Source organism: Mucispirillum schaedleri ASF457, assembly GCF_000487995.2.
GTDB lineage: Bacteria > Chrysiogenota > Deferribacteres > Deferribacterales > Mucispirillaceae > Mucispirillum > Mucispirillum schaedleri.
The window spans coordinates 2,165,084-2,184,388 of record NZ_CP097562.1; the positions used below are offsets into that span (position 1 = coordinate 2,165,084).

Annotated in this window: 22 protein-coding genes; 21 read left to right on the top strand and 1 reads right to left on the bottom strand. The window is 30.1% G+C overall.

The features are described from left to right. The first annotated feature begins 15 nt into the window (after window positions 1-15). From N508_RS10140 to N508_RS10220, 17 genes are all read left to right on the top strand, one after another. Window positions 16-1,353, top strand: a complete 1,338-nt coding sequence (locus N508_RS10140) for a NapC/NirT family cytochrome c (RefSeq protein ID WP_023276582.1) — start codon at window positions 16-18, stop codon at window positions 1,351-1,353. A gap of 144 nt (window positions 1,354-1,497) precedes the next feature. Then, window positions 1,498-3,393: an ankyrin repeat domain-containing protein gene (locus tag N508_RS10145; protein WP_023276583.1), complete on the top strand. Its 1,896-nt coding sequence runs from the start codon at window positions 1,498-1,500 to the stop codon at window positions 3,391-3,393. Between the two features lie 84 nt (window positions 3,394-3,477). Beyond that, a complete protein-coding gene (locus N508_RS10150) occupies window positions 3,478-4,524 on the top strand; it encodes a hypothetical protein (protein WP_023276584.1) in 1,047 nt (348 codons plus the stop codon). Between the two features lie 137 nt (window positions 4,525-4,661). Then, window positions 4,662-5,102, top strand: coding sequence for a GNAT family N-acetyltransferase (locus tag N508_RS10155; RefSeq protein ID WP_023276585.1), 441 nt, complete (start codon window positions 4,662-4,664; stop codon window positions 5,100-5,102). Window positions 5,103-5,656: 554 nt separating this feature from the next. Then, entirely contained in the window at window positions 5,657-6,340 is a 684-nt protein-coding gene (locus tag N508_RS10160; protein ID WP_023276586.1) for a tetratricopeptide repeat protein, read from the top strand. After that, window positions 6,300-6,767 carry a GNAT family N-acetyltransferase gene (locus N508_RS10165; RefSeq protein WP_023276587.1) on the top strand — a complete coding sequence of 156 codons (468 nt, stop codon included), beginning with the start codon at window positions 6,300-6,302 and terminating at the stop codon, window positions 6,765-6,767. Before N508_RS10160 ends, N508_RS10165 begins: the two co-directional genes overlap by 41 nt. 8 nt (window positions 6,768-6,775) lie before the next feature. Further along, on the top strand, window positions 6,776-7,498 hold the full coding sequence (locus N508_RS10170) for a M23 family metallopeptidase (RefSeq protein WP_023276588.1): 723 nt from the start codon (window positions 6,776-6,778) through the stop codon (window positions 7,496-7,498). Next, window positions 7,495-8,031, top strand: coding sequence for a hypothetical protein (locus tag N508_RS10175; RefSeq protein ID WP_023276589.1), 537 nt, complete (start codon window positions 7,495-7,497; stop codon window positions 8,029-8,031). The genes N508_RS10170 and N508_RS10175 overlap by 4 nt, the downstream gene beginning before the upstream one ends. A 21-nt stretch (window positions 8,032-8,052) precedes the next feature. Continuing rightward, on the top strand, window positions 8,053-8,694 hold the full coding sequence (locus N508_RS10180) for a hypothetical protein (protein WP_023276590.1): 642 nt from the start codon (window positions 8,053-8,055) through the stop codon (window positions 8,692-8,694). A 204-nt stretch (window positions 8,695-8,898) separates the two neighbouring features. Then, a complete protein-coding gene (locus tag N508_RS10185) occupies window positions 8,899-9,267 on the top strand; it encodes a hypothetical protein (RefSeq protein ID WP_023276591.1) in 369 nt (122 codons plus the stop codon). After that, window positions 9,251-9,655 carry an Rz1-like lysis system protein LysC gene (locus tag N508_RS10190; protein WP_023276592.1) on the top strand — a complete coding sequence of 135 codons (405 nt, stop codon included), beginning with the start codon at window positions 9,251-9,253 and terminating at the stop codon, window positions 9,653-9,655. The genes N508_RS10185 and N508_RS10190 overlap by 17 nt, the downstream gene beginning before the upstream one ends. Continuing rightward, window positions 9,648-9,983, top strand: a complete 336-nt coding sequence (locus N508_RS10195; RefSeq protein ID WP_023276593.1) for a hypothetical protein — start codon at window positions 9,648-9,650, stop codon at window positions 9,981-9,983. Before N508_RS10190 ends, N508_RS10195 begins: the two co-directional genes overlap by 8 nt. 9 nt (window positions 9,984-9,992) lie before the next feature. Further along, window positions 9,993-10,367: a M15 family metallopeptidase gene (locus N508_RS10200; protein ID WP_023276594.1), complete on the top strand. Its 375-nt coding sequence runs from the start codon at window positions 9,993-9,995 to the stop codon at window positions 10,365-10,367. Window positions 10,368-10,516: 149 nt separating this feature from the next. Further along, entirely contained in the window at window positions 10,517-10,873 is a 357-nt protein-coding gene (locus N508_RS10205) for a DUF805 domain-containing protein (RefSeq protein ID WP_023276595.1), read from the top strand. A 478-nt stretch (window positions 10,874-11,351) separates the two neighbouring features. Next, the gene (locus N508_RS10210) at window positions 11,352-12,347 is read left to right on the top strand and encodes an acrylyl-CoA reductase family protein (RefSeq protein ID WP_023276596.1); all 996 of its coding nucleotides are present in this window, start codon (window positions 11,352-11,354) and stop codon (window positions 12,345-12,347) included. Between the two features lie 32 nt (window positions 12,348-12,379). Continuing rightward, a complete protein-coding gene (locus N508_RS10215; protein WP_023276597.1) occupies window positions 12,380-13,483 on the top strand; it encodes a hypothetical protein in 1,104 nt (367 codons plus the stop codon). Window positions 13,484-13,513: 30 nt separating this feature from the next. After that, complete coding sequence (locus N508_RS10220; protein ID WP_040637263.1) at window positions 13,514-14,836, top strand: ArnT family glycosyltransferase; 1,323 nt, start codon at window positions 13,514-13,516, stop codon at window positions 14,834-14,836. 699 nt (window positions 14,837-15,535) lie between these two features. Here N508_RS10220 and N508_RS10225 read toward each other — a convergent pair. After that, on the bottom strand, window positions 15,536-16,456 hold the full coding sequence (locus N508_RS10225) for a putative metalloprotease CJM1_0395 family protein (protein WP_023276599.1): 921 nt from the start codon (window positions 16,454-16,456) through the stop codon (window positions 15,536-15,538). 597 nt (window positions 16,457-17,053) lie between these two features. On the opposite strand from N508_RS10225, the gene N508_RS10230 reads away from it, so the two are divergent. Genes N508_RS10230 through N508_RS10245 form a run of 4 tightly spaced genes read left to right on the top strand, consistent with a single transcriptional unit; the run spans window position 17,054 to window position 19,275 of the window. Further along, window positions 17,054-17,515 (top strand): division/cell wall cluster transcriptional repressor MraZ, encoded by a 462-nt coding sequence (locus N508_RS10230; RefSeq protein ID WP_179077836.1) that lies wholly within the window; start codon window positions 17,054-17,056, stop codon window positions 17,513-17,515. Window positions 17,516-17,520: 5 nt separating this feature from the next. Next, the gene (gene rsmH, locus N508_RS10235; protein ID WP_023276601.1) at window positions 17,521-18,444 is read left to right on the top strand and encodes a 16S rRNA (cytosine(1402)-N(4))-methyltransferase RsmH; all 924 of its coding nucleotides are present in this window, start codon (window positions 17,521-17,523) and stop codon (window positions 18,442-18,444) included. Then, window positions 18,444-18,746 (top strand): hypothetical protein, encoded by a 303-nt coding sequence (locus N508_RS10240; protein WP_023276602.1) that lies wholly within the window; start codon window positions 18,444-18,446, stop codon window positions 18,744-18,746. The genes rsmH and N508_RS10240 overlap by 1 nt, the downstream gene beginning before the upstream one ends. Next, a complete protein-coding gene (locus N508_RS10245; RefSeq protein ID WP_251930612.1) occupies window positions 18,733-19,275 on the top strand; it encodes a penicillin-binding protein 2 in 543 nt (180 codons plus the stop codon). The genes N508_RS10240 and N508_RS10245 overlap by 14 nt, the downstream gene beginning before the upstream one ends. Window positions 19,276-19,305: the final 30 nt, after the last annotated feature.

Sequence of the window (19,305 nt, forward strand, 5' to 3'; positions counted from 1 at the left end):
GGGAAAGGAGTAAATATGAAAAATTTACTAGAAAAATTAAAAGCTTTTTTCAGCGGTAAAAATAGTGCTGACAAAAGCCATGCAGGCGGTTCTGCAGAGAATAATGCAGGTGAAAAACAGCCGGGTCGTTTTAAAAGATTATTTTTAAACATTAAAGCTTATGCAAAAAGAAAGCCATCTGCATTTATTGCTATTATCATTGGTATTGTTTTTGTGCTGCTTTTTATTACTTATGAAGCACTTCATTTAACAAGCACTCCACAGTTCTGCGGTATGTGCCATGTGGAAACAGAAACTGGTGCCGGTGCTGAATATCATACATGGAAGAAAAATATACATGCTGCTGTAGATGTTGGCTGCATTGACTGCCACGGCAAACCGGGTTTTTTTGGCTATATGAGAGCTAAAATGGGCGGTATGTATGACTTATTCAGTGAAATAGTTCATTCTAAAGAAAACAAAATGGCTATTTTGACAGAAGGTGCTACAAACAAAGAATATGCTGCAAAACTTGTTCCAAATGACTGGTGTTTAATATGCCACTCTGATGATGAAAATAAACGAATTAGAGAAAATACATTTATGTCTTTCTTTGGTGTGAAAATGCGTAAAGTAGATGCAGTTAAAAACCCAGAATTTAGAGAGCTTAATGGTTTAAGAGATATATATAATGATGAAATGCCAAATATTTCTTTCAGCCATGATAATCATGTTAATACTCTTGGTTTAAGCTGTATAGAATGTCACATGGGTGTTGCTCATGGTGGTGAATTCCAAAACAGAACTAAAATGGAAGACTGCTTTGCATGTCATAATGCAGAAAGAGAGAAAAATCCTGAAATAAATGCTCCAGAAAATGATGCCTGCAGCACCTGCCATACAACAGTTGCTGCTATGCATGAAGGCACATTATTATTAGAAGAAGGGCAGGAGCCAACTCCACCATCAATGATGGTAGACCAGGGGGTATATGGTGCTGAAAACTGTTCTACATGCCACATGGGAGGTGCATTTGATTTACCAACTGCTGCAACCTGCGGACCAACATGCCACGGCGATATGGATTATGGCTTTATGTATGATGATATAAGAGCTCAGTTTGATGCTGTTAAAGCTCCACTTGATAAATTAAATATGCAGCTTTATGCAGTTGTTGATAAAATGACAAAAGAACAGCATGCAAAATTTAATGAATTTAAAAATTATTATGAAATATTAGCTAATGATAATTCAAAAGGTATACATAATGACAGTATCTATGTTAAAGCTGCAGAAAAAGCAGCAGCAGTTGGCAACGAGCTTGCTTCAAGCTTAGGCATCCCTGTAGCTGCTCCAGAAGAAAATCAGGAATAGATAAGCTAATATCTTTTTTAAGATATAATATATAAGGGGCGGAAAATATTATGTTTTCGCCCCTTTTTTTGTTTTTTACAGATTTTGTTTTTATTTTGCTTGATTTATAAGATATATTTTTTATAATAAATTTTGGAGTAATGCATGACAAAAGATGATAAAAAAATAGTCCGCAATGTAATTTTATTTTGTATTATATTTTCAGTATTTTTTACAGTTTACAGGGTATCATCACTACTTGATAAAAAGTATGAGGATATTTCCCCGCAGGATAATAATACTACTGCTGCACCACCTTTTACAAGCATTGAAAATAACAGCACTCCAAAAAATTATGATAATATTGCAAAAGCATATGTTTTGCCAGCAGCTGATATGTCTTTAATGCAGGAAAATAAACAAGCTGCTGATAATAACAGCGGTATAATAAATTCTCTTGCAGATTTAAATAAAAATGATAAATCTATTGCCAGCCCTTATGATAATCTAGATATTATGCTTTATGAAGCAGCCATTCAAGGTGATTTTGAAAGTGTCCGCAGGTATATTGATATGGGAGCAAATATAAATAGTGTAGACAGCAGCGGAAGCACCATAGTTTATAGGATGAGCCTTTTAAAAAATGTATCTATGGACCAGATGAACTGCTTCAATTATCTTTTGTTAAAAGGAGCTGATGTAAATAAGGAAAACTATAACGGCTATACTCCATTAACTGCTCATTTTTCATCAAATCTTTTCAATAAGGAATTTTTAGACAGGCTTATACAAAATAATGTAGAAATCAATAACCCTGATTTTGACGGCGATACTCCGCTTCATTTTGCAGTTATGAATAATAATATAGAAGCTGTAGAATATTTATTAGAAAATGGTGCTAATGCCAATGTAAAAAATAAAGATGGCATTACACCTTTACACATTGCAGTAAAAGAAAAAAATTATGATATTACTGCCAGATTACTAGATGCAGGAGCAGATAGAAACACAAAAGATATTGACGGCATAAGTGCCTTAGATATTGTTAAAGCCAGTAATGATGTAGATTTATTTAAACTTTTCAGCATTACTCAGGAAGATATTAAAAAAGATAAACTGCAGGCAGAGCTGCAGCAGGCACTTATTAATAATATATCTAAACCAGCAGTAAAGGCTGTGAAAGAAAATATAGATAAAGGATTTTATAACAGACCAGTAAAGCAGGATAAGGGTGCATCATCTATTGATGGTAAATTTGTTGGCGAAAATCCAACTCCATTAATAGCGGCTTTATATTTTGGTTATAATGATATTGCAAAAGCTCTTATAAATATAGGGGCAGATGTAAATAAACCTAATGATTATCCTTTTTATTCTCCATTAATGGTAGCAGCAGAAAGCAGTAATAAAGAAATGGTTAATCTGCTGTTAAATAAAGGTGCAGATGTAAATTATCAATCTAAAATGGATGGTATAACTGCATTAAATGTGACAAATAGTGCAGAAATTGCAGAAATTATATTAAAAGCAAAGGCAGACCCTGATATATCATCAAATGCAGCATGTCGTTCTGCACTGCAAATGGCTGTTATTAATAATAATTATGATTTGGCAGAAATACTTTTAAAGTATGGAGCAGATGTAAACCATGTAGACTGTAGTGAATATAAACCAGTTATTGCAAATGCAATAGATACTGGCAACCCTGCAATAGTCAGACTTCTTTTAAATTATAATGCTGGAGTAAATACTGAAGTAGGCGAAGATTTATCAACCAAAGTGATAGATTATGCAAAACAGAAAGGAAATAAAATGATTATAGATATGATTAATGAAAAACTGCAGCAGTCAATATCTAAAAAACAGGAAGTTTTAAATAAAGATAACTCATCATTACTTATTAAAAACAATGTAAAACAGGAAGATAACATATCAATAAACAGTAAAATTAATGATAATATATCATTTAAAGAAAATATTGAAACAAAAATGAACAAAAACGATAACAGCTTATCAAATGAAATAGATAATATTATGGATGATATTGTTAGTGATTTATAGTATTTTTGCTAAATCATTTTAGCAGTATATGTTGCACTTTATATATTTATGTGCTACAAGTTTTTTAAATCATAAGGAGGATTTATGGAAAATTCATCAGTTTTAGATAACAGTAATAATGGAAGTTCTTTTAAAGAAAAAAAGCCAAAAAGAAAGCTTAATAAAAAAGTTCTTATTATATGCTCATTAATTACTTTTTTAATTATTTTGGCAGCAGTATATTTTATTATAAGTAATAGATATACAAAAATGGTAGAAAATTACATTAATGAAGAATTAAGCTATATTGCTCAAGATTATGGTAATAGATTTAATTATAAGCCATTTAAATGCAGTGGATTTAAGGAAGTAAAATGCAGCACTGATTTTATTGAGTTGTATGAAGAACCATATAAGTTTTCAGTAAAAAATATATCATTTACAGCAGCACCATCAGTAACTGATGTAAGGACAGTATCATCTGGCAATATTGAAATCCGTTCTGCTTATACAAAAGATGATTTAGAATCTAATAATGCTTTTATTAAGTTAAATCTTAATTTTAATTGTTCAGATAATATGACACTGTTAAGTGAGCGTTCATTACTTGCACATAATGTTGTATGCGATTCCAGTATAAATGATATACATTCAAAACAGGTAAGTATAGTTTATATGAAAAATGATATATATGCTCAAAATAGCAGTATATTTGGTGTTTTCAAAGATATTAAAGGCAATAATGAAGATTTTATGAACTTTATGTTAAATAATGCTACGGTAGTGGAATCTTCATTAAATGTTATAGAAAGCCCTGATTTATTTGAGAGTATAATGCAAATTGCTCAGATACTTTTTAAACCATACCTTGCAGAAAATATAACAAAAGAGATGGCTGTATCTTTATATGACAGGTTAAGAAGTGATTATAATCAGGTTAAAGGCTTATATGGTAATGACGAAGATGGATATGCTGCTGTTGTAGATAATTTAATAAATGCAGTAGATGGCATAGTATATCATAACAATAACTCTGTTTCAGTTTCTATTGACTTAAAAGATAAGGATAAAATAGATGATATGCTTGACTATGAATATAGAAACATTATTACTCCAGACTACTATGATATAAATATAACAAGCTCTAAATAACTGAAAAAGTATTTTATCGGCATAATTCATTTTAGATTTTAGCACAGATATTTATATAATATGACTGTTGTGAAAATGTAATTATGCCGTGGCATAAAAAATGAATAATAAAGAAATTATTATAAATGGATATGAAAATGGATTTTGATAATGATATACTTGTAGAATATTACAATGATGTAACAGAAGATATAAGATATATTAGAGAAACAGTTTTTGTTTTAGAGCAGGGTTTTTCTGAAGAATTTGATGAAATAGATAAAAAAAGTATACATTTGCTTGTAAAAGTAAATAATAAAAGAGCCGCAACAGCAAGGATATTTAAATCAGATAATAGTAATGCTAAATGGACTATTGGCAGGTTTGCAGTGTTAAAAGAATACAGGGGCATTGGGCTTGGTTCTTTTCTATTGAAAAAAGTAGAAGAAAAGATTAAAGAGCAGGGTGGCAGAACAGCGGAGCTTTCGGCACAAAAACAGGCAGAAAAGTTTTATTTATCTTCAGGCTATATTCCTATGGGAGATATATATTATGACCAGCATGCACCACATATTCATATGGAAAAAAATATAGATTAGTAATAATAAAGTAGAAAAGCAGCAGAACAAAAGGCACACAGTGCTTCACATTTCAGTAAGACAGGGGAAGCAGGCTCAGGACAAGTCGTCTGAAAGTTGAGCGACAGCCGAACTTGTTTCGGCAGAGTGTTATTTAAAAAATACAGGGGGAGTGTCTTTTACGACGCAAGCATTTCCCAACCGAATAGGGAGGAAGCAGAAATGCATAGCTGGACTGTATTTTTTAATAAAGGATAAATTTATTTACTTCGCCTTTGGCTCAGTATGACCTGATTGTAATAATCTGTATTTCTGTATAAGTTCTCATAGTCAAAGTTTTTATAATAATTCACACATTGTCATTTTGAGCAAAGCGAAAAATCTAAATATCATAAGTTTCAATAATTATACATACTATTTTTATAATTATTGCAGCTTAATTGTAATATCAGCATTATTTTCAGCACATTTAAGTATATATAAAACAGGCATATATAAAAATGCTTTAAAAAAGACTTTATCAAAAAAAATATATATGGTATAAGTATCAGAATAAATAATATGGAGTTATTTTAATGAATACATATATTATAATATCATCAATAGTGCTGATTGTTCTTCTTGTAATATTGATATTATTTTTTATAAATCGTAAAAGTATTAAAATGAAAATTTTAGAAGAGCAGGCAGAAAAAGGCAGCCCTGAAACTCAGCTTGCTCTGGGGCTTATGCTTTATTCTGGGACACAGGTGCCTGTTAATAAAGAAAAAGGGTGTGAGTATATCAAAAAAGCAGCAGAAAATGGCAGTGCACAGGCACAGTATTTATACAGTGGTATAGTTTTAGGGGCAGACAGCGAAACAGCTCCATCAAAAGAGCAGCTTTTAGAGGCTGCATCATGGATACAAAAGGCAGCAGATGGTGGCTTTTTAACAGCAGTTATCACCCTTGCTAATATGTATGCAGAAGGTAAAATTTTACAAAAAGATGCAAAAAAATCACAGCATTATTTTTTAAAAGCTGCTGAAATGGGAGATATTCAATCACAATTAACAGTTGCAGGTATATACCATTTTAGTATAGGCATGGATAGGACTATTGGTTATGCATGGTATAAGGTTGCTGCACATAATGGCAGTGAATATGCTGTGGAAGCTTCTGAAAAACTTTTTGATGAATTATCTGAAGAAAGCAAAGCAGAAGCAGTAAGGAAAGCTGATGAATATATCAGTAAATATGCAGACAGGAAATTACATTAATTATATGATACAGAGATATATTCAGTCAGATTACAGCCCACTTATAGAAATATGGAAACAGTCAGTAATACATACTCATGATTTTTTATCAAAAGAAGATTATGAATTAATACTCTCAAAACTGCCTGAATATTTCAGCAGTGTAGATATGTATGTATATAGAAAAGAAAGCCGAATAGCTGCTTTTATGGGTGTATCTGGTAATAAAATGGAAATGCTTTTTTGTCATCCTGATTATATCAGGCAGGGCATAGGCTCATCTATGGTTAAATATGCAGTTCAGTTTCTGAATATAAAATATATTGATGTAAACGAACAGAATAATAAAGCAGTAGAATTTTATAAATCGCAGGGCTTTATTGTAATAGGCAGGCAGGCTCATGATGCTTTTGGCTACAACATGCTTCATTTAATGTATAGTGAGTAAAACTAAATATGAAAAAAATTTTTTTAGCAGTATTTATTTTTGTTTCTGTAAATATAGTTTATGCAGAAGAATGCAGCCGTCCTGTAATATTTCCATTAATTGCAAAACCTGTAAATGATACAGGCATGGAATATGCAAATTATAACTGGCGGGATAAGGCTGGGGCAAATCAGGCAGTATATGCAAGCTACCGCATTAGAGAAAACCGCACTAAAAAATTAATAAAAAAATCATTCCATGCTTCCCGTGATTTATATACAGATGTGTATAATGATACTGGCAGATACAGTTTTTTAAGTTCTAAAAATTATGTGGTATCAGTATCAGATGGTGAAGTATTAAGCACTGGCAGATTTTATGCAGGCACTTATGTTGTTACAGTTAAACATACAACATGTGATGGCAGAAATTTCATTATCCGCTATGGAGAGCTTGATAAAGACAGTATCAAAGTTAAACAGGGTGATAAAGTAAAACAGGGGCAGGTAATAGGAAAGCCGGGCTTTTTGCAAAAAAAAGATGTTAATGGAAATATTGTTCCAATAGATGTAATTGCAGACAAAGTTGTTTTTATGCTGCATTTAGAATATTTTGCAGATATTTCATCTGATGATGTTTTTTCAAAAGCATTTAGTAATAACAGGTATGACAGGCGAAGTGATATAAAAGACAGTTTAGAGTTACTAGAAGAAGGATATAATAATTCCTTTTGGGAGCAGGCTGCAAAATGAGAAAATTATTAATAGTGTTATTTACATTAATATCTTTTAATGTATATGCTTCTCCCTATGCAAACCCATGGCTTTATGATAAAATGCTTGATTTTATACAAAACCCTGCAGCATATAAGGATAATTTTACAAATGGTATAATACAGGATAGAAACCCTGATATAATTGTTGGTGCATTTATAGAAAATGCTTACTCTGTATATGAAAAAGAAGAAGAATTTACAAGTGAATTAAAATCATGTGGTGATAACTGCTATCAGGATAACAGCTCAAAAGATATACTGCAGTCATACCATAAGTTTTTTTATGTATCTGCGATAGTGCTGCCAGTTTCTGAAATATTAATACAAAACCCAGCAGCAGGTGAAAATATATCATATTATATACAAAATAAACTTGTAAGCTATACATGGGAAAATGAAAACTATTTAGTTATAACTATAAATAAAGATAAACTGGAATTTAAAAAACAAAAAAACAGTATTGTAATAACTACAACAATGCAGGTTTTAAAAAATTACATACTAAACTAATTAGATTAAGCTTGGTGAACTATGAAATACAGATATATATTATTAAACATAGTTTTTATATTATTTTATTCATTAAGTGTTTTTGCATATAATGAGCAGGATATTGATTTATATAATCACTCAAACCAGCATGGTGTTATTTTTCATGCAGAAGATAAAAGAGCATATTATGATAATATAACTTATGATGTAATAAGCTATGGCAAATGTAATAAAGAGCAGTATAAGATTATAAGAAATACCGCAAAAAAACTAAAAGATAAAGAACAGCCTTTCTGGATATATAAATACTGCATTAGAGCAGAATATAAATATAATACAGAAAGCATTATAAAAGCCTATAACAGCTACAGGTTTGATTTAAATAAAAGACTGCTTGAAAGCAAAGATTATAAAGTTATTGATAATATTGTGTCATACCTGCCTGTAAACTTAAAAAAAGGCAGCAATTATCTTTACTATCTAGGAATGAGAAATAATATTATTGAGTGGAGTGAAGATAATAATGTAATGCAAATAACACTTCCAATAATGTTTAGTGGTTTAATAACAACAATGAGTTTAGAAGAAGATAACAGTATATTAGTAAAAGAAATCTTTGTATATGAAAGACCAAATGAAATGCTGCCAAAGGATGAGTATAAAGATTTATTCATCAAATAACAGCTGAACTTTTCCAAAAAACTTAGAATATAGTCATTTAGAGCCTGATTTTTACAGGCGAAAAATCTATATTATATATTGCAATAGTGCAGAATATATTTAAATTATCTATATTTTCTCATGACTTAAAAGACATTACGGACATGCCATATTTTTCCTGCTGTTATAAGTATATAACATTATTAAATAACATATGAGGCAAAAATGGATAAAATATATATCAGTATTATATCTACACTTATAATAATTATCATATCAATTTCTATTTATATATTAATAAAAACTGGATTTTATAACAGTATAATTAAAGAATTGCAGTCAGAAAATAAATATCTGCTTTCTCAAATAAGCAGTGCTGAAAGTTTGATTGACTTTCAAAATGCTAAAATAAATAACTATGCAGTTAATATGAAAAAAGTAGAAGAAAAATATATGCAGGATATAGCTTATATTAACAAAAAATATAATGCATTGCAGGAAAAATACAAAAATGCAGGTAATGTAGAATGTTTAGGTATGATGAATATGATAGATGAAAACCAAAGGAGATTTTTAAATGAAAGAGAAAAGTAAACATTTTTTTATAAATTTATATGAAAAAGCAAAAAATTACATTTTAGAAAAAATAAAAGATATTATTAAAGCAACATCAGATGATTTTGCAGCTATAAATATAGAAAAGGGATATGCAGTATATTCTTTAAACTGGTGGTTCATGAAATCATTAAAGTGGCTTATTGCTGCCATTCTTGCAGTTTTAACATTATTTTTATGGGGCTGCAGCAGCACTGCTGTAACAAAATACTATCCAGTATCAGTGCCTGTTGCATGCAGTGTAGATATACCTTTAATGCCAGAATATAATGAAGATACAGTTATTACAAATTTAAATATATTGGCTTATGCAGAAAAACTTAAATCGGCTTTAAAAATATGTAAAAATGGAGGATTAAATGATTGATAGAGCATTTAATCTGCCTGCTGAAATATGGCAGTGGCTGTGGCTTTTTATTGTATCATTTACTGGCGGGGTTGTTGGATTTATTACAAAAATTTCCCCTACATTAAAAGGCAGGTCTTTCAGAGCAAAATTTTTAGCATTATGTATGGGAATGGTAAACAGTATGTTTATAGCATATATAAGCTATGAAATATTAATGAGTATTATTGATAAACAGGGTCTTGCAGTTGCTCTTGCTGGTATGGCAGCATTTACTGGCACTGATTTATTGATTATTATGCAAAATAAAATAATAGAATTAATTAAAAGAAAAATAGATGCTGTATAGGAAAATAAAATGAATACATTAAGCAAAAAAAGTATACAAAAACTAAACACATGTCATAGTGATTTAAAAAGGCTTATAAAGACGGTGGCATTAGAAGAAAAATGTGCAGTAATATGTGGTTTTCGTGGCAGATATGAGCAGGAAAAAGCATATTATGATGGCAAAAGCAAAGCCAAATGGGGTATGAGTAAGCATAATTTAAAGCCGTCTCAGGCAGTAGATGTGGTGCCGCTGCCACTTGACTGGAATAATATTGAACGATTTGAAAAATTAGGTAGAAAAATTATGCAGAAAGCTGATGAATTAAATATAAATATTAAATGGGGCAGAGATTTTAAAGGTTTAAAAGATTATCCCCATTTTGAATTAAATACAGATATTTGATATAACTTGCAGTATCGTTACCTTGTTTTTACATTAATATTTTATAAGCAGGTAACGATTTTTATTTCTGCTTGACAAATTTTAATTTTAGCTATATATAACTATATATTTATTTTAAATAAAAATATATCTTAAAAGGAGAGAAAAGTATGAATATTTCTCAATTTATTGGAGCATATAAAGATATGCTTACAAACTATTTTAATTTTCAAGGTAGAGTATCTCGCAAGTCATTTTGGTATGCAACCGCAGTAAATATTGCAGTATCAATAGTATTATCTATAATAAGCGGTATATTATCAAGTATTTTGTTTGTTTTTGCTTATATACCATCATTATACTCTCTTGCTGTTCTTTTGCCTTCATTGGGATATTCTTATAGAAGAGTGCAGGATATAGATAAAAATGGAATTTGGTGTTTAGTGCCTTTATATAATATTTATTTGTTTATCCAGCCTGGAACAGACGGAACAAACCAATTTGGTGACAAACCTGCTGAAATATAAAAAATCTATTGTTATGCTCTAAATTTATAATGATTTTTAGAGCATAACAATTTTACTCTTTATTAAAAAATACAGTCCAGCTACGCATTTCTGCTTCCTCCCTATTCGGTCGGGAAATGCTTGCGTTGTAAAAGACACTCCCCCTGTATTTTTTAAATCATGCTCTGCCGAAGCAAGTTCGTCTTCGCTTACTTTCAAGCTCGTCCTGAGTCTTATTTTTGGATAAGTCCATTCTGTCTTTTCTAACAGCTGTTTCAATATAGTTATTTTTTCCTTTTAATATTTGAATAATATGGCAGATATAAAAATAAGTAATAATAATTTAATAATGATTTATAAAAATACTTCATTGCAAAATAAGAAAAAATATGATATACTAACAATAATATCAAAAAGTGCAGAATTTTATAATATTTTTTCTATGAAATTAAAGTAGTAGTATATTACATATTATTGTAGAATAATAAGGAGTTATTTAATGAGTACATTTAGATCCTTTGTTATCAAAGAAAATAATGGAGCTATCGTTAAAGATGTAATCTTGGAAAATACTGAAAATTTACCAGCAGGCGATGTGTTAATTAAAGTAATGTATTCTACAATTAATTCCTATGATGTTCTTTTTTCAAGAGAAAATACTTCTTTTCGTAAAAATACATATCCTTATGTTCCCGGTGTTGATGCAGCAGGTATAGTTGTTGAATCTAACTCTACTCATTACAGGGAGGGAGATGAGGTATTAATATTTGGCAATGGTTTAGGTCAGGATGTGCCCGGTGGATTTGGTCAGTTTGTTCGTGTTCCAGAATCATGGATAGTTAGTCTTCCAACAGGGTTATCTATGCAGGATAGTATGACACTTGGCTCTGATGGTATTGCTGCAGCTATTTCGGTTATGGAAATTATGGCAGCAGGTATTCAGACTAATTCAAAAGAAGTTATTGTTGGCGGCTCATCTTACGGCATAGGTGCTTTTGCTGTTTCTATACTTGCTTTATGTGGTTATAATGTTACTGCAGTTACTAAATATATGGAATGTGAAGATTTTATTTATGAGCTGGGTGCAAAAGAAGTTCTTAGTATAGACAACTTTACAGATAATTCTGGCAAACATCTATTAGAAGATAAATATGTAGCCGGCATAGATACTCTTGGTGGTGATGTTTTAGATACTATGATACGCTCAGTTAAAGGTGGCTCAACTATTGCTGTATGTGGTGCTGTTCTTAGTGAAACATTTTCATCTTCATTACTGCCTTTAATATTAAGGGGTATCAACCTTGTTGGCATAGATTCTCTTAGATGTTCTCATAGTTTAAAAAGGGAAGCTTTATATAGATTAGCAGGTGACTGGTATCTTAAAACTCTTTCATTTATGTGTAATGAAATATCTATTTTTGAAATTAATGAATATCTTGATAAAATGAATAATAATCTAATCAAAGGCAGGATAGTTGTTAATCATAAGTTATAGTTGTTTAATATGTTTCATTAGGCAGGTTTTTTATGCTGCGTGTTATTGTATTTGCTTGTTTTATACTGTTCTATTTTAATCTGAATGCAGCCCCTGCTGTTACTTTTATTGAATTTACACCTATTGCAGCTATTTCAAATGGTTATTCTTTTGGTATTTCTGAAATAAAAGTTAACAAACACACAATTTATACTATCAGTTTTAAAAAAGGAAAAGATGTTTTTGCAGTTACACCTGAAAATATGCTTCGTGGCTATTATCCTGATTTAACATTTACAGGGCTTGCTATTAACAGTAATATTATAATAATAGGCGGCAAAGAAAAAGATTTTTCTAATAAACCTTGGATTTTTATGTTTAAAATTCAGGATAATAAAATATCTATTGCAGATATTATTACAAAAGCCACAGTCAATGAATATAAATATAATTTTGAATATAATCTTCCAAGTATTGATGCTCCAAGAAGTCTGCCTGATATAGATAAGGATAAAAAAGCAGAAATAGAGCTTGATTTTTATGAAACAGGCATCACATTATATGCAGAGATAAGAGATAAAAGTTTGAATATAGATTATTCATCATCAAAGTATAACGATATTTTTAATATGCTTGATATTATGGAAGAAAAAGATGACTATCAGTTTATGCAGTATTTAATGTATGGTGTTCTTGCTGGCAGGCTTACAAAGCAGCAGGCAGAAGATATGTATATAAGCCATATTAGAGAATCTAATCTTAAATTGCAGCATCTTATTACAAATATGAAGCGTATAAAAGGGCTTTCTGAGCAGTATCAAATCAGCAGCCAAATGGTTGAATATTTTTCAAGAGATATTGAACAGGATGAACTTTTTCAGCTTATAGATAGTCTTCCTAACAGCAGGGAATTTAAAAAGCGTATTTCGCTTTTAGATGAGCAGTTAAAGCTTTTAAAAATTGATGAAGTAATATTAAATGACTTTTCAACATATATAAGCGGATATTTAAATAACAGAGAGTTTGCAGATTTATTAACTATTGCAGCTGTTCCATCTTATATTGATATTAATGCTGTTATTTCAAATATTTTTATCTTGGATAGTATTATGCATAAATATGGATATAAAATAATTTATTTAAAAGCAAGTATATAATGTTTATTTTTATATTAGGGGTAATGGATTTTGAAAACAAATAGAATGGCAGGTTTTTTTATTATTTTAGCAGCAATATATTACTGCTGGAATGCTTATGTTTTGCCAGTAAGAGCTGATGAAGCATATCTTTATTTAAAAAGCATGGGTCTTTCATGGTCAACCCTTGCACCAACAGGTTTAATAGAATATATCCTTAAAGGCATGGATTTCTTTGGCTCATCTGCATTTCAGTTAAGGCTGCCGTCTATTATTTTTATTTCTTTTTCAGCACTTATTATTTATGAGCTTACATTAAAAATATCAAATATTTATGGTGCATGGTTTAGTATGATATTATTTTTTGTTTCACCATCTATTACTTATTCTTATATTTCAATGACACCAAATGCACTTTTAATATTCTGTTTTGCCTCATATATTTATGCTTTTTATATGGTCACATCTGATAAAGATAAATCTGTAAAATATTATGTATGGATGGCTGTATCTATTATATGTGCCATTAGTGTAGATTTTTCAGGCATACTTATTTTACTAAACCAGATTATTTATATCTTAATTAAAAGAGATATTCGTTCTGATAAAAAATATTTGCTTGTTATAATTTTATCTTCTGCAGCTTTAATGATATTTGCAGCATGTCATTACTATGGCATATTTGATTTGTTTTATAAATATCCAGTAGAGTTTGGAAACCATTTTGCATACAGACTGCTGCTTTTTATAATTATTTATCTGCCTGTTATATTTATTATTTTTGCAGCAATAAGGAATAAAAAAATAGATGATACTATGCTTCCATTATTTATATCATGTATTGTTTTTGCAGCAGGCGGTATTATTTTTAGTGCAGTATATGATTATGATGTTCGTAATTTAGGAGCACTGCTTATTCCTGCATTAGTTTTATCTGGTTATTATTATGAAATGTATGGCTATAAAATAACAATAGGTGTTATTACCACAGTTTTAATGCTTGTATCTGTATATACAAATATAAGCAGTAACTCATTTCTTAAACCAAAGTATATGGATAATATAAGGATGTATGAATCTATCCGTATGTCTATACAGGATATATCAGGAAGTTATGGCAGCTGTATTTTCAGCTATGACCCACAATTATCATCTATTCTTGCATATAATACATTTACTTATCCAGAAGCCTGCACAGTAACAGAGTGTAGAAGTGTTTCAGGAGTGTTTGTTTCAAAAGAAAAAGAAGATGATTTATCTAAATTTTTTTCAGAAGTTCAGGAAGCAAATATTTATAGATTTATGAGTATAAAAGATGGTAAATCAACATTTTATTTTTATAAGGTAAGTGGTTTAAAGAAAAATCAGCAGTAAATTAATTTATATGTAGAATAATATTGAAATATTTGGTGCAGACTTTCCCATTGTCTATTCTGAGCGTAGCGAAGAATCTAATTTGTATAAGCTGCAAGAATTATAAGTATAGTTTTAAAATTGTTACAGTTTTTATATTCTAGATGCTTCGCTTAAAAGCTCAGCAAGACATAGTTGCAGTTTTTTAATTATAATAAATAGTATTTGCAGTAGTATAATTATAATAAAGTATATTTTTAGATAAGTTCACATCTCACATATATTATATTAATCTACACATTGTCTATTCTGAGCATAGCGAAGAATCTAATTTGTATAAGCTGCAAGAATTATAAGTATAGTTTTAAAATTGTTACAGTTTTTATATTCTAGATGCTTCGCTTAAAAGCTCAGCAAGACATAGTTGCAGTTTTTTAATTATAATAAATAGTATTTGCAGTAGTATAATTATAATAAAGTATATTTTTAGATAAGTTCACATCTCACATATATTATATTAATCTACACATTGTCTATTCTGAGCATAGCGAAGAATCTAATTTGTATAAGCTGCAAGAATTATAAGTATAGTTTTAAAATTGTTACAGTTTTTATATTCTAGATGCTTCGCTAAAAAGCTCAGCATGACATAGTTGCAGTTTTTTAATTATAATAAATTATATTTTTGGATAGGTCTACATATCCACAGGTATTATAATATTAAGCAGTTAATGATATAATAGAGCCAGTATTATAAGATGATGCAGTTATTATTTGATTATTCTTCTGCTTTACTGATGTGATACTGCTTTCTTTTGTATTCTGCACTGGTGTTTGTGCTGCTGCCATATTATTATCTGTATTAGTTTTTTCCATATTTTCTTTTGAAGAAACATTTGCACTTGCAGATGAATATGTGTTTTCATCAATATTTACAGTAGTTTTTTTGCTTTCATTTTCATTTATGCTGGCAGTTGTATTTTCTGTGTTTTCTTTTGAACTTATTTCAGTATTTTTCTGGCTGTTTAATTCTTTTCTTGCATCATTCATCATCTGTCTTGCTTCTGAGGCTACTTTTTGGTCCTGACTTGATGGATCAGCAGGGGCAAGAGCTGCTTTGATAACTACCTGTGCTTTTGCAATAGTTGCTTCTGGGTCATCAGCAACAGGGGAAGTGTCTATATTTACACTGCCGCCAACTGCATACTGTTTCCCGTCTGGTCCAGTCTGATAATCATAGCTTGCACCACCCTTAACATAAGAACCGCCTGCTGCAATATGTGCCTGCTCATGAGTTTTCACTTCTCTATCTCTTGATTTAAGTTTATCTACTTGTTTTTGTTCTTCTTCTGTAAGCTGTTTATCAGAGTTACTGCTTTTTTCTGGTCTTGATGCAAGTATTTCCTCACCAGTAAAATATGATATATTTTTATTATCATCAGAATTATTACTTAAAGTATTTTTATTATTTTCTTCATAACTATTTGATATTATTTGATTTTGTGTTTGTTTTTCATCTGTTGCTTTAATATTTTCTTGTGTTTGAGTGTTAGACACATTCTTATTGCTTGATGTTTCATACTGAGATGAAGTAACAGGAACATAATTGTAAAAAGAATTAGTTAAAGCAGAAACACTCATAATTTCTCCGCAAATAGTGGAAGAAATCAGGCGTGCTGCCTTAATATCAACCTGATGATATAATTTACTATCATAAATATAAACTACATTTTAATATTTTGCAAGTAAAATAATAATTTTATAGTGAAAAATGCTTTTTAGCTTTTTGTGCAAAAAAAGATTTATGTTGATGAATATATTTGTTGATTAAATTTGTTCATATTGCTTAAAAAATAATCAAAAATATATAGAACAAATGTTGTTATTTGCTAGATATATCAAGAAAAATTAAAAAAAATTAGATTTTATTTTTTAAACTACAGTGCATGTTGATATTGCATTTATATCTTATTGATAAATCATTATATTTTTATGCAAAGTTATAGTAAATGGATTTTTGTATAAAATAGTCTGCATAATATTTTTATGTTTTATATATAATATTTATTAAAAAATTATGTAAAACTAGATAAAATAGTAATTATTTAATATTTTTATAAAAAAATAATATATAAATATATATTTAAATTGCTTGACTAATTATAAAAATTTTATTACAAATGGGAAAGGATGACATATAATGTATTAAAATGTCATAATATGTATAAAGAGGGTCAAGTGGGTTTTTCAGGTAATTATCTGAATAAGTTTGATGAAGCTGGCAGATTAAGTCTTCCTGCAAAAATGCGTGAAGAGCTGCGTGCAGGCTTTGGCAATGATGCATTAATGGCATACTCCATTAATGGTATAGTGAAAATCTACCCAAAATCCGTTTATGATGTAAATATGAAAAATATGCATGAAGCAGCAAAGCAGAATGCAAATGCATATAAAATATTTAGAATATTAAGTTCATCAGCTTTTGCTGTAGAAATAAACAGCTCAGGCAGAATGAATATACCTGCACAAATAAGACAGAGTGCTGATTTAAAAGAAGAATGTTATGTTATTGGTTCTTATGATGTTATAGAGCTTTGGAATAAAGAAAAATGGGAAAAAGAAAGTGCTTCTTTTGATTTAGCATTAGAAGATAATGCTGCTGTTTTATCAGGTTTTATGGATATGATTGTTTCGGAGTAATATAAGTGCATATCTCCGTTTTGTATTATGAGTTAATTGATAGTTTAAATATTTCTGCTGATGGTATATATGTTGACTGCACTGGCGGTGGTGGAGGCCATGCTGGTTTGCTGCTTGAAAGGCTTGGAGAAAATGGCAGGCTTATTATCTTTGACAGGGATATAGATGCTGTTGCAAGGCTTAATAGTAAGTTTGCAGAAGATAGAAGAGTAGAAGTTGTGCACAGCAATTTTGCAGATATTGATACTGCTCTTTTAAGCAGAAATATTGAAAAAGTAGATGGGATATATGCAGACTTTGGTGTATCATCCTTTCAGCTGCAAGAGGCTGAGCGTGGGTTTTCTTTTAGAAAAGACGGCCCGCTTGATATGCGTATGGATACTACTTGTGGAGAACCTGTAAGTGAAATCATCAATACTTATTCTGAAAGTAACCTTTCTACTATAATTTATAAATATGGTGAAGAAAGGTTTTCACGCCAGATTGCCTCAGCAGTGATAAAAAGGCGTGCTGTTAAACCATTTGCTGCAACATTAGATTTTGCAGAAGTTGTTAAAGGTGCTATACCTAAAAAATTTCATAAAAAAGGCATAAACCCTGCAACAAAAACTTTTCAGGCTTTTCGTATTTTTGTAAATGGAGAGCTTGATGCAGTAGAAACATTAATGAGTAAAGTATCTTCTCTATTAAAAACTAATGGACGGTTTGCTGCTGTTTCATTCCATTCATTAGAAGATAGAATAGTAAAAGAATGGCTTAATCATTATGCAGCACCATGCACATGTCCTGACAGTTTTCCAGTATGTGTATGTGGTAAAGAGCCAGAGATGAAAGTAATAACTAGAAAACCTATTGTTCCAAGCGAGAAAGAGGTAATGCATAACCCTCTTTCACGCAGTGCAAAATTAAGGGTAGGAGAGAGAATATAATGAGAGTAATAAGTCAAGAGAGAGTATCGGGCATAGGTATATCACTTGCCCCTGTTATGGTTATCAGCACATTAATTTTCGTATTTTGTATGGCAATACTTATGATATTTCGTCAGCACTGTATAAGTGAAGGTTATAAAATATCAGAGCTTGCTAATGAGCTTGATAGAAAATCTTTGCATTATGAAGCAGTTTCTCAAAAATATTCTGATGCTTTAAGGTGGGAAGTGCTTTTTAATAAGGCAGAAGAAATGGACTTTATTTTTCCAGTAGGCGGTAAAGTTTATTATGTTCAAAAGTAGCACAATATTTAAGCTTTTCAGCATATTTTCATTTGTTATATTTGGAATAGTATTTCTCAAGCTTTTTTATTTGCAGGTAATACAGGGCGAGAAATATGAGAAAATGGTGGAAGTTCAGAGTGATCCAAGACTGTCTGTATTTACTGACAGAGGATATATTTATGACAAAGACGGCAGGCTTTTAGCAAGGAATAAAAGTGCAGGCTCTCTTTATGCTTATAGAAAAAATATACCAAATAAATATAATTTTTTCAAAGCATTAGAAGAAAACGGCATAAAAGTAAGCCAGAAAACTAAAAAAGCATTAAAAGAAACAGATTCATTTACATGGATTGCAAGACAGATAGATTTAGAAAAAGCAGAAAAACTTGCGGGTAAGATTCAAGGTCTTGAATATTTTGTTGAAGATGCAAGATTTTATCCACAAGGCTCTTTGATGGCAAATATTGTGGGGTTTACTGGCTCTGATAATATTGGCAGAAGTGGTATAGAATACTTTTTAAATAGTAAATTAGAAGGTAAAAAATAAATGTTACAAGTATAAAAGATTCTAGAAGAA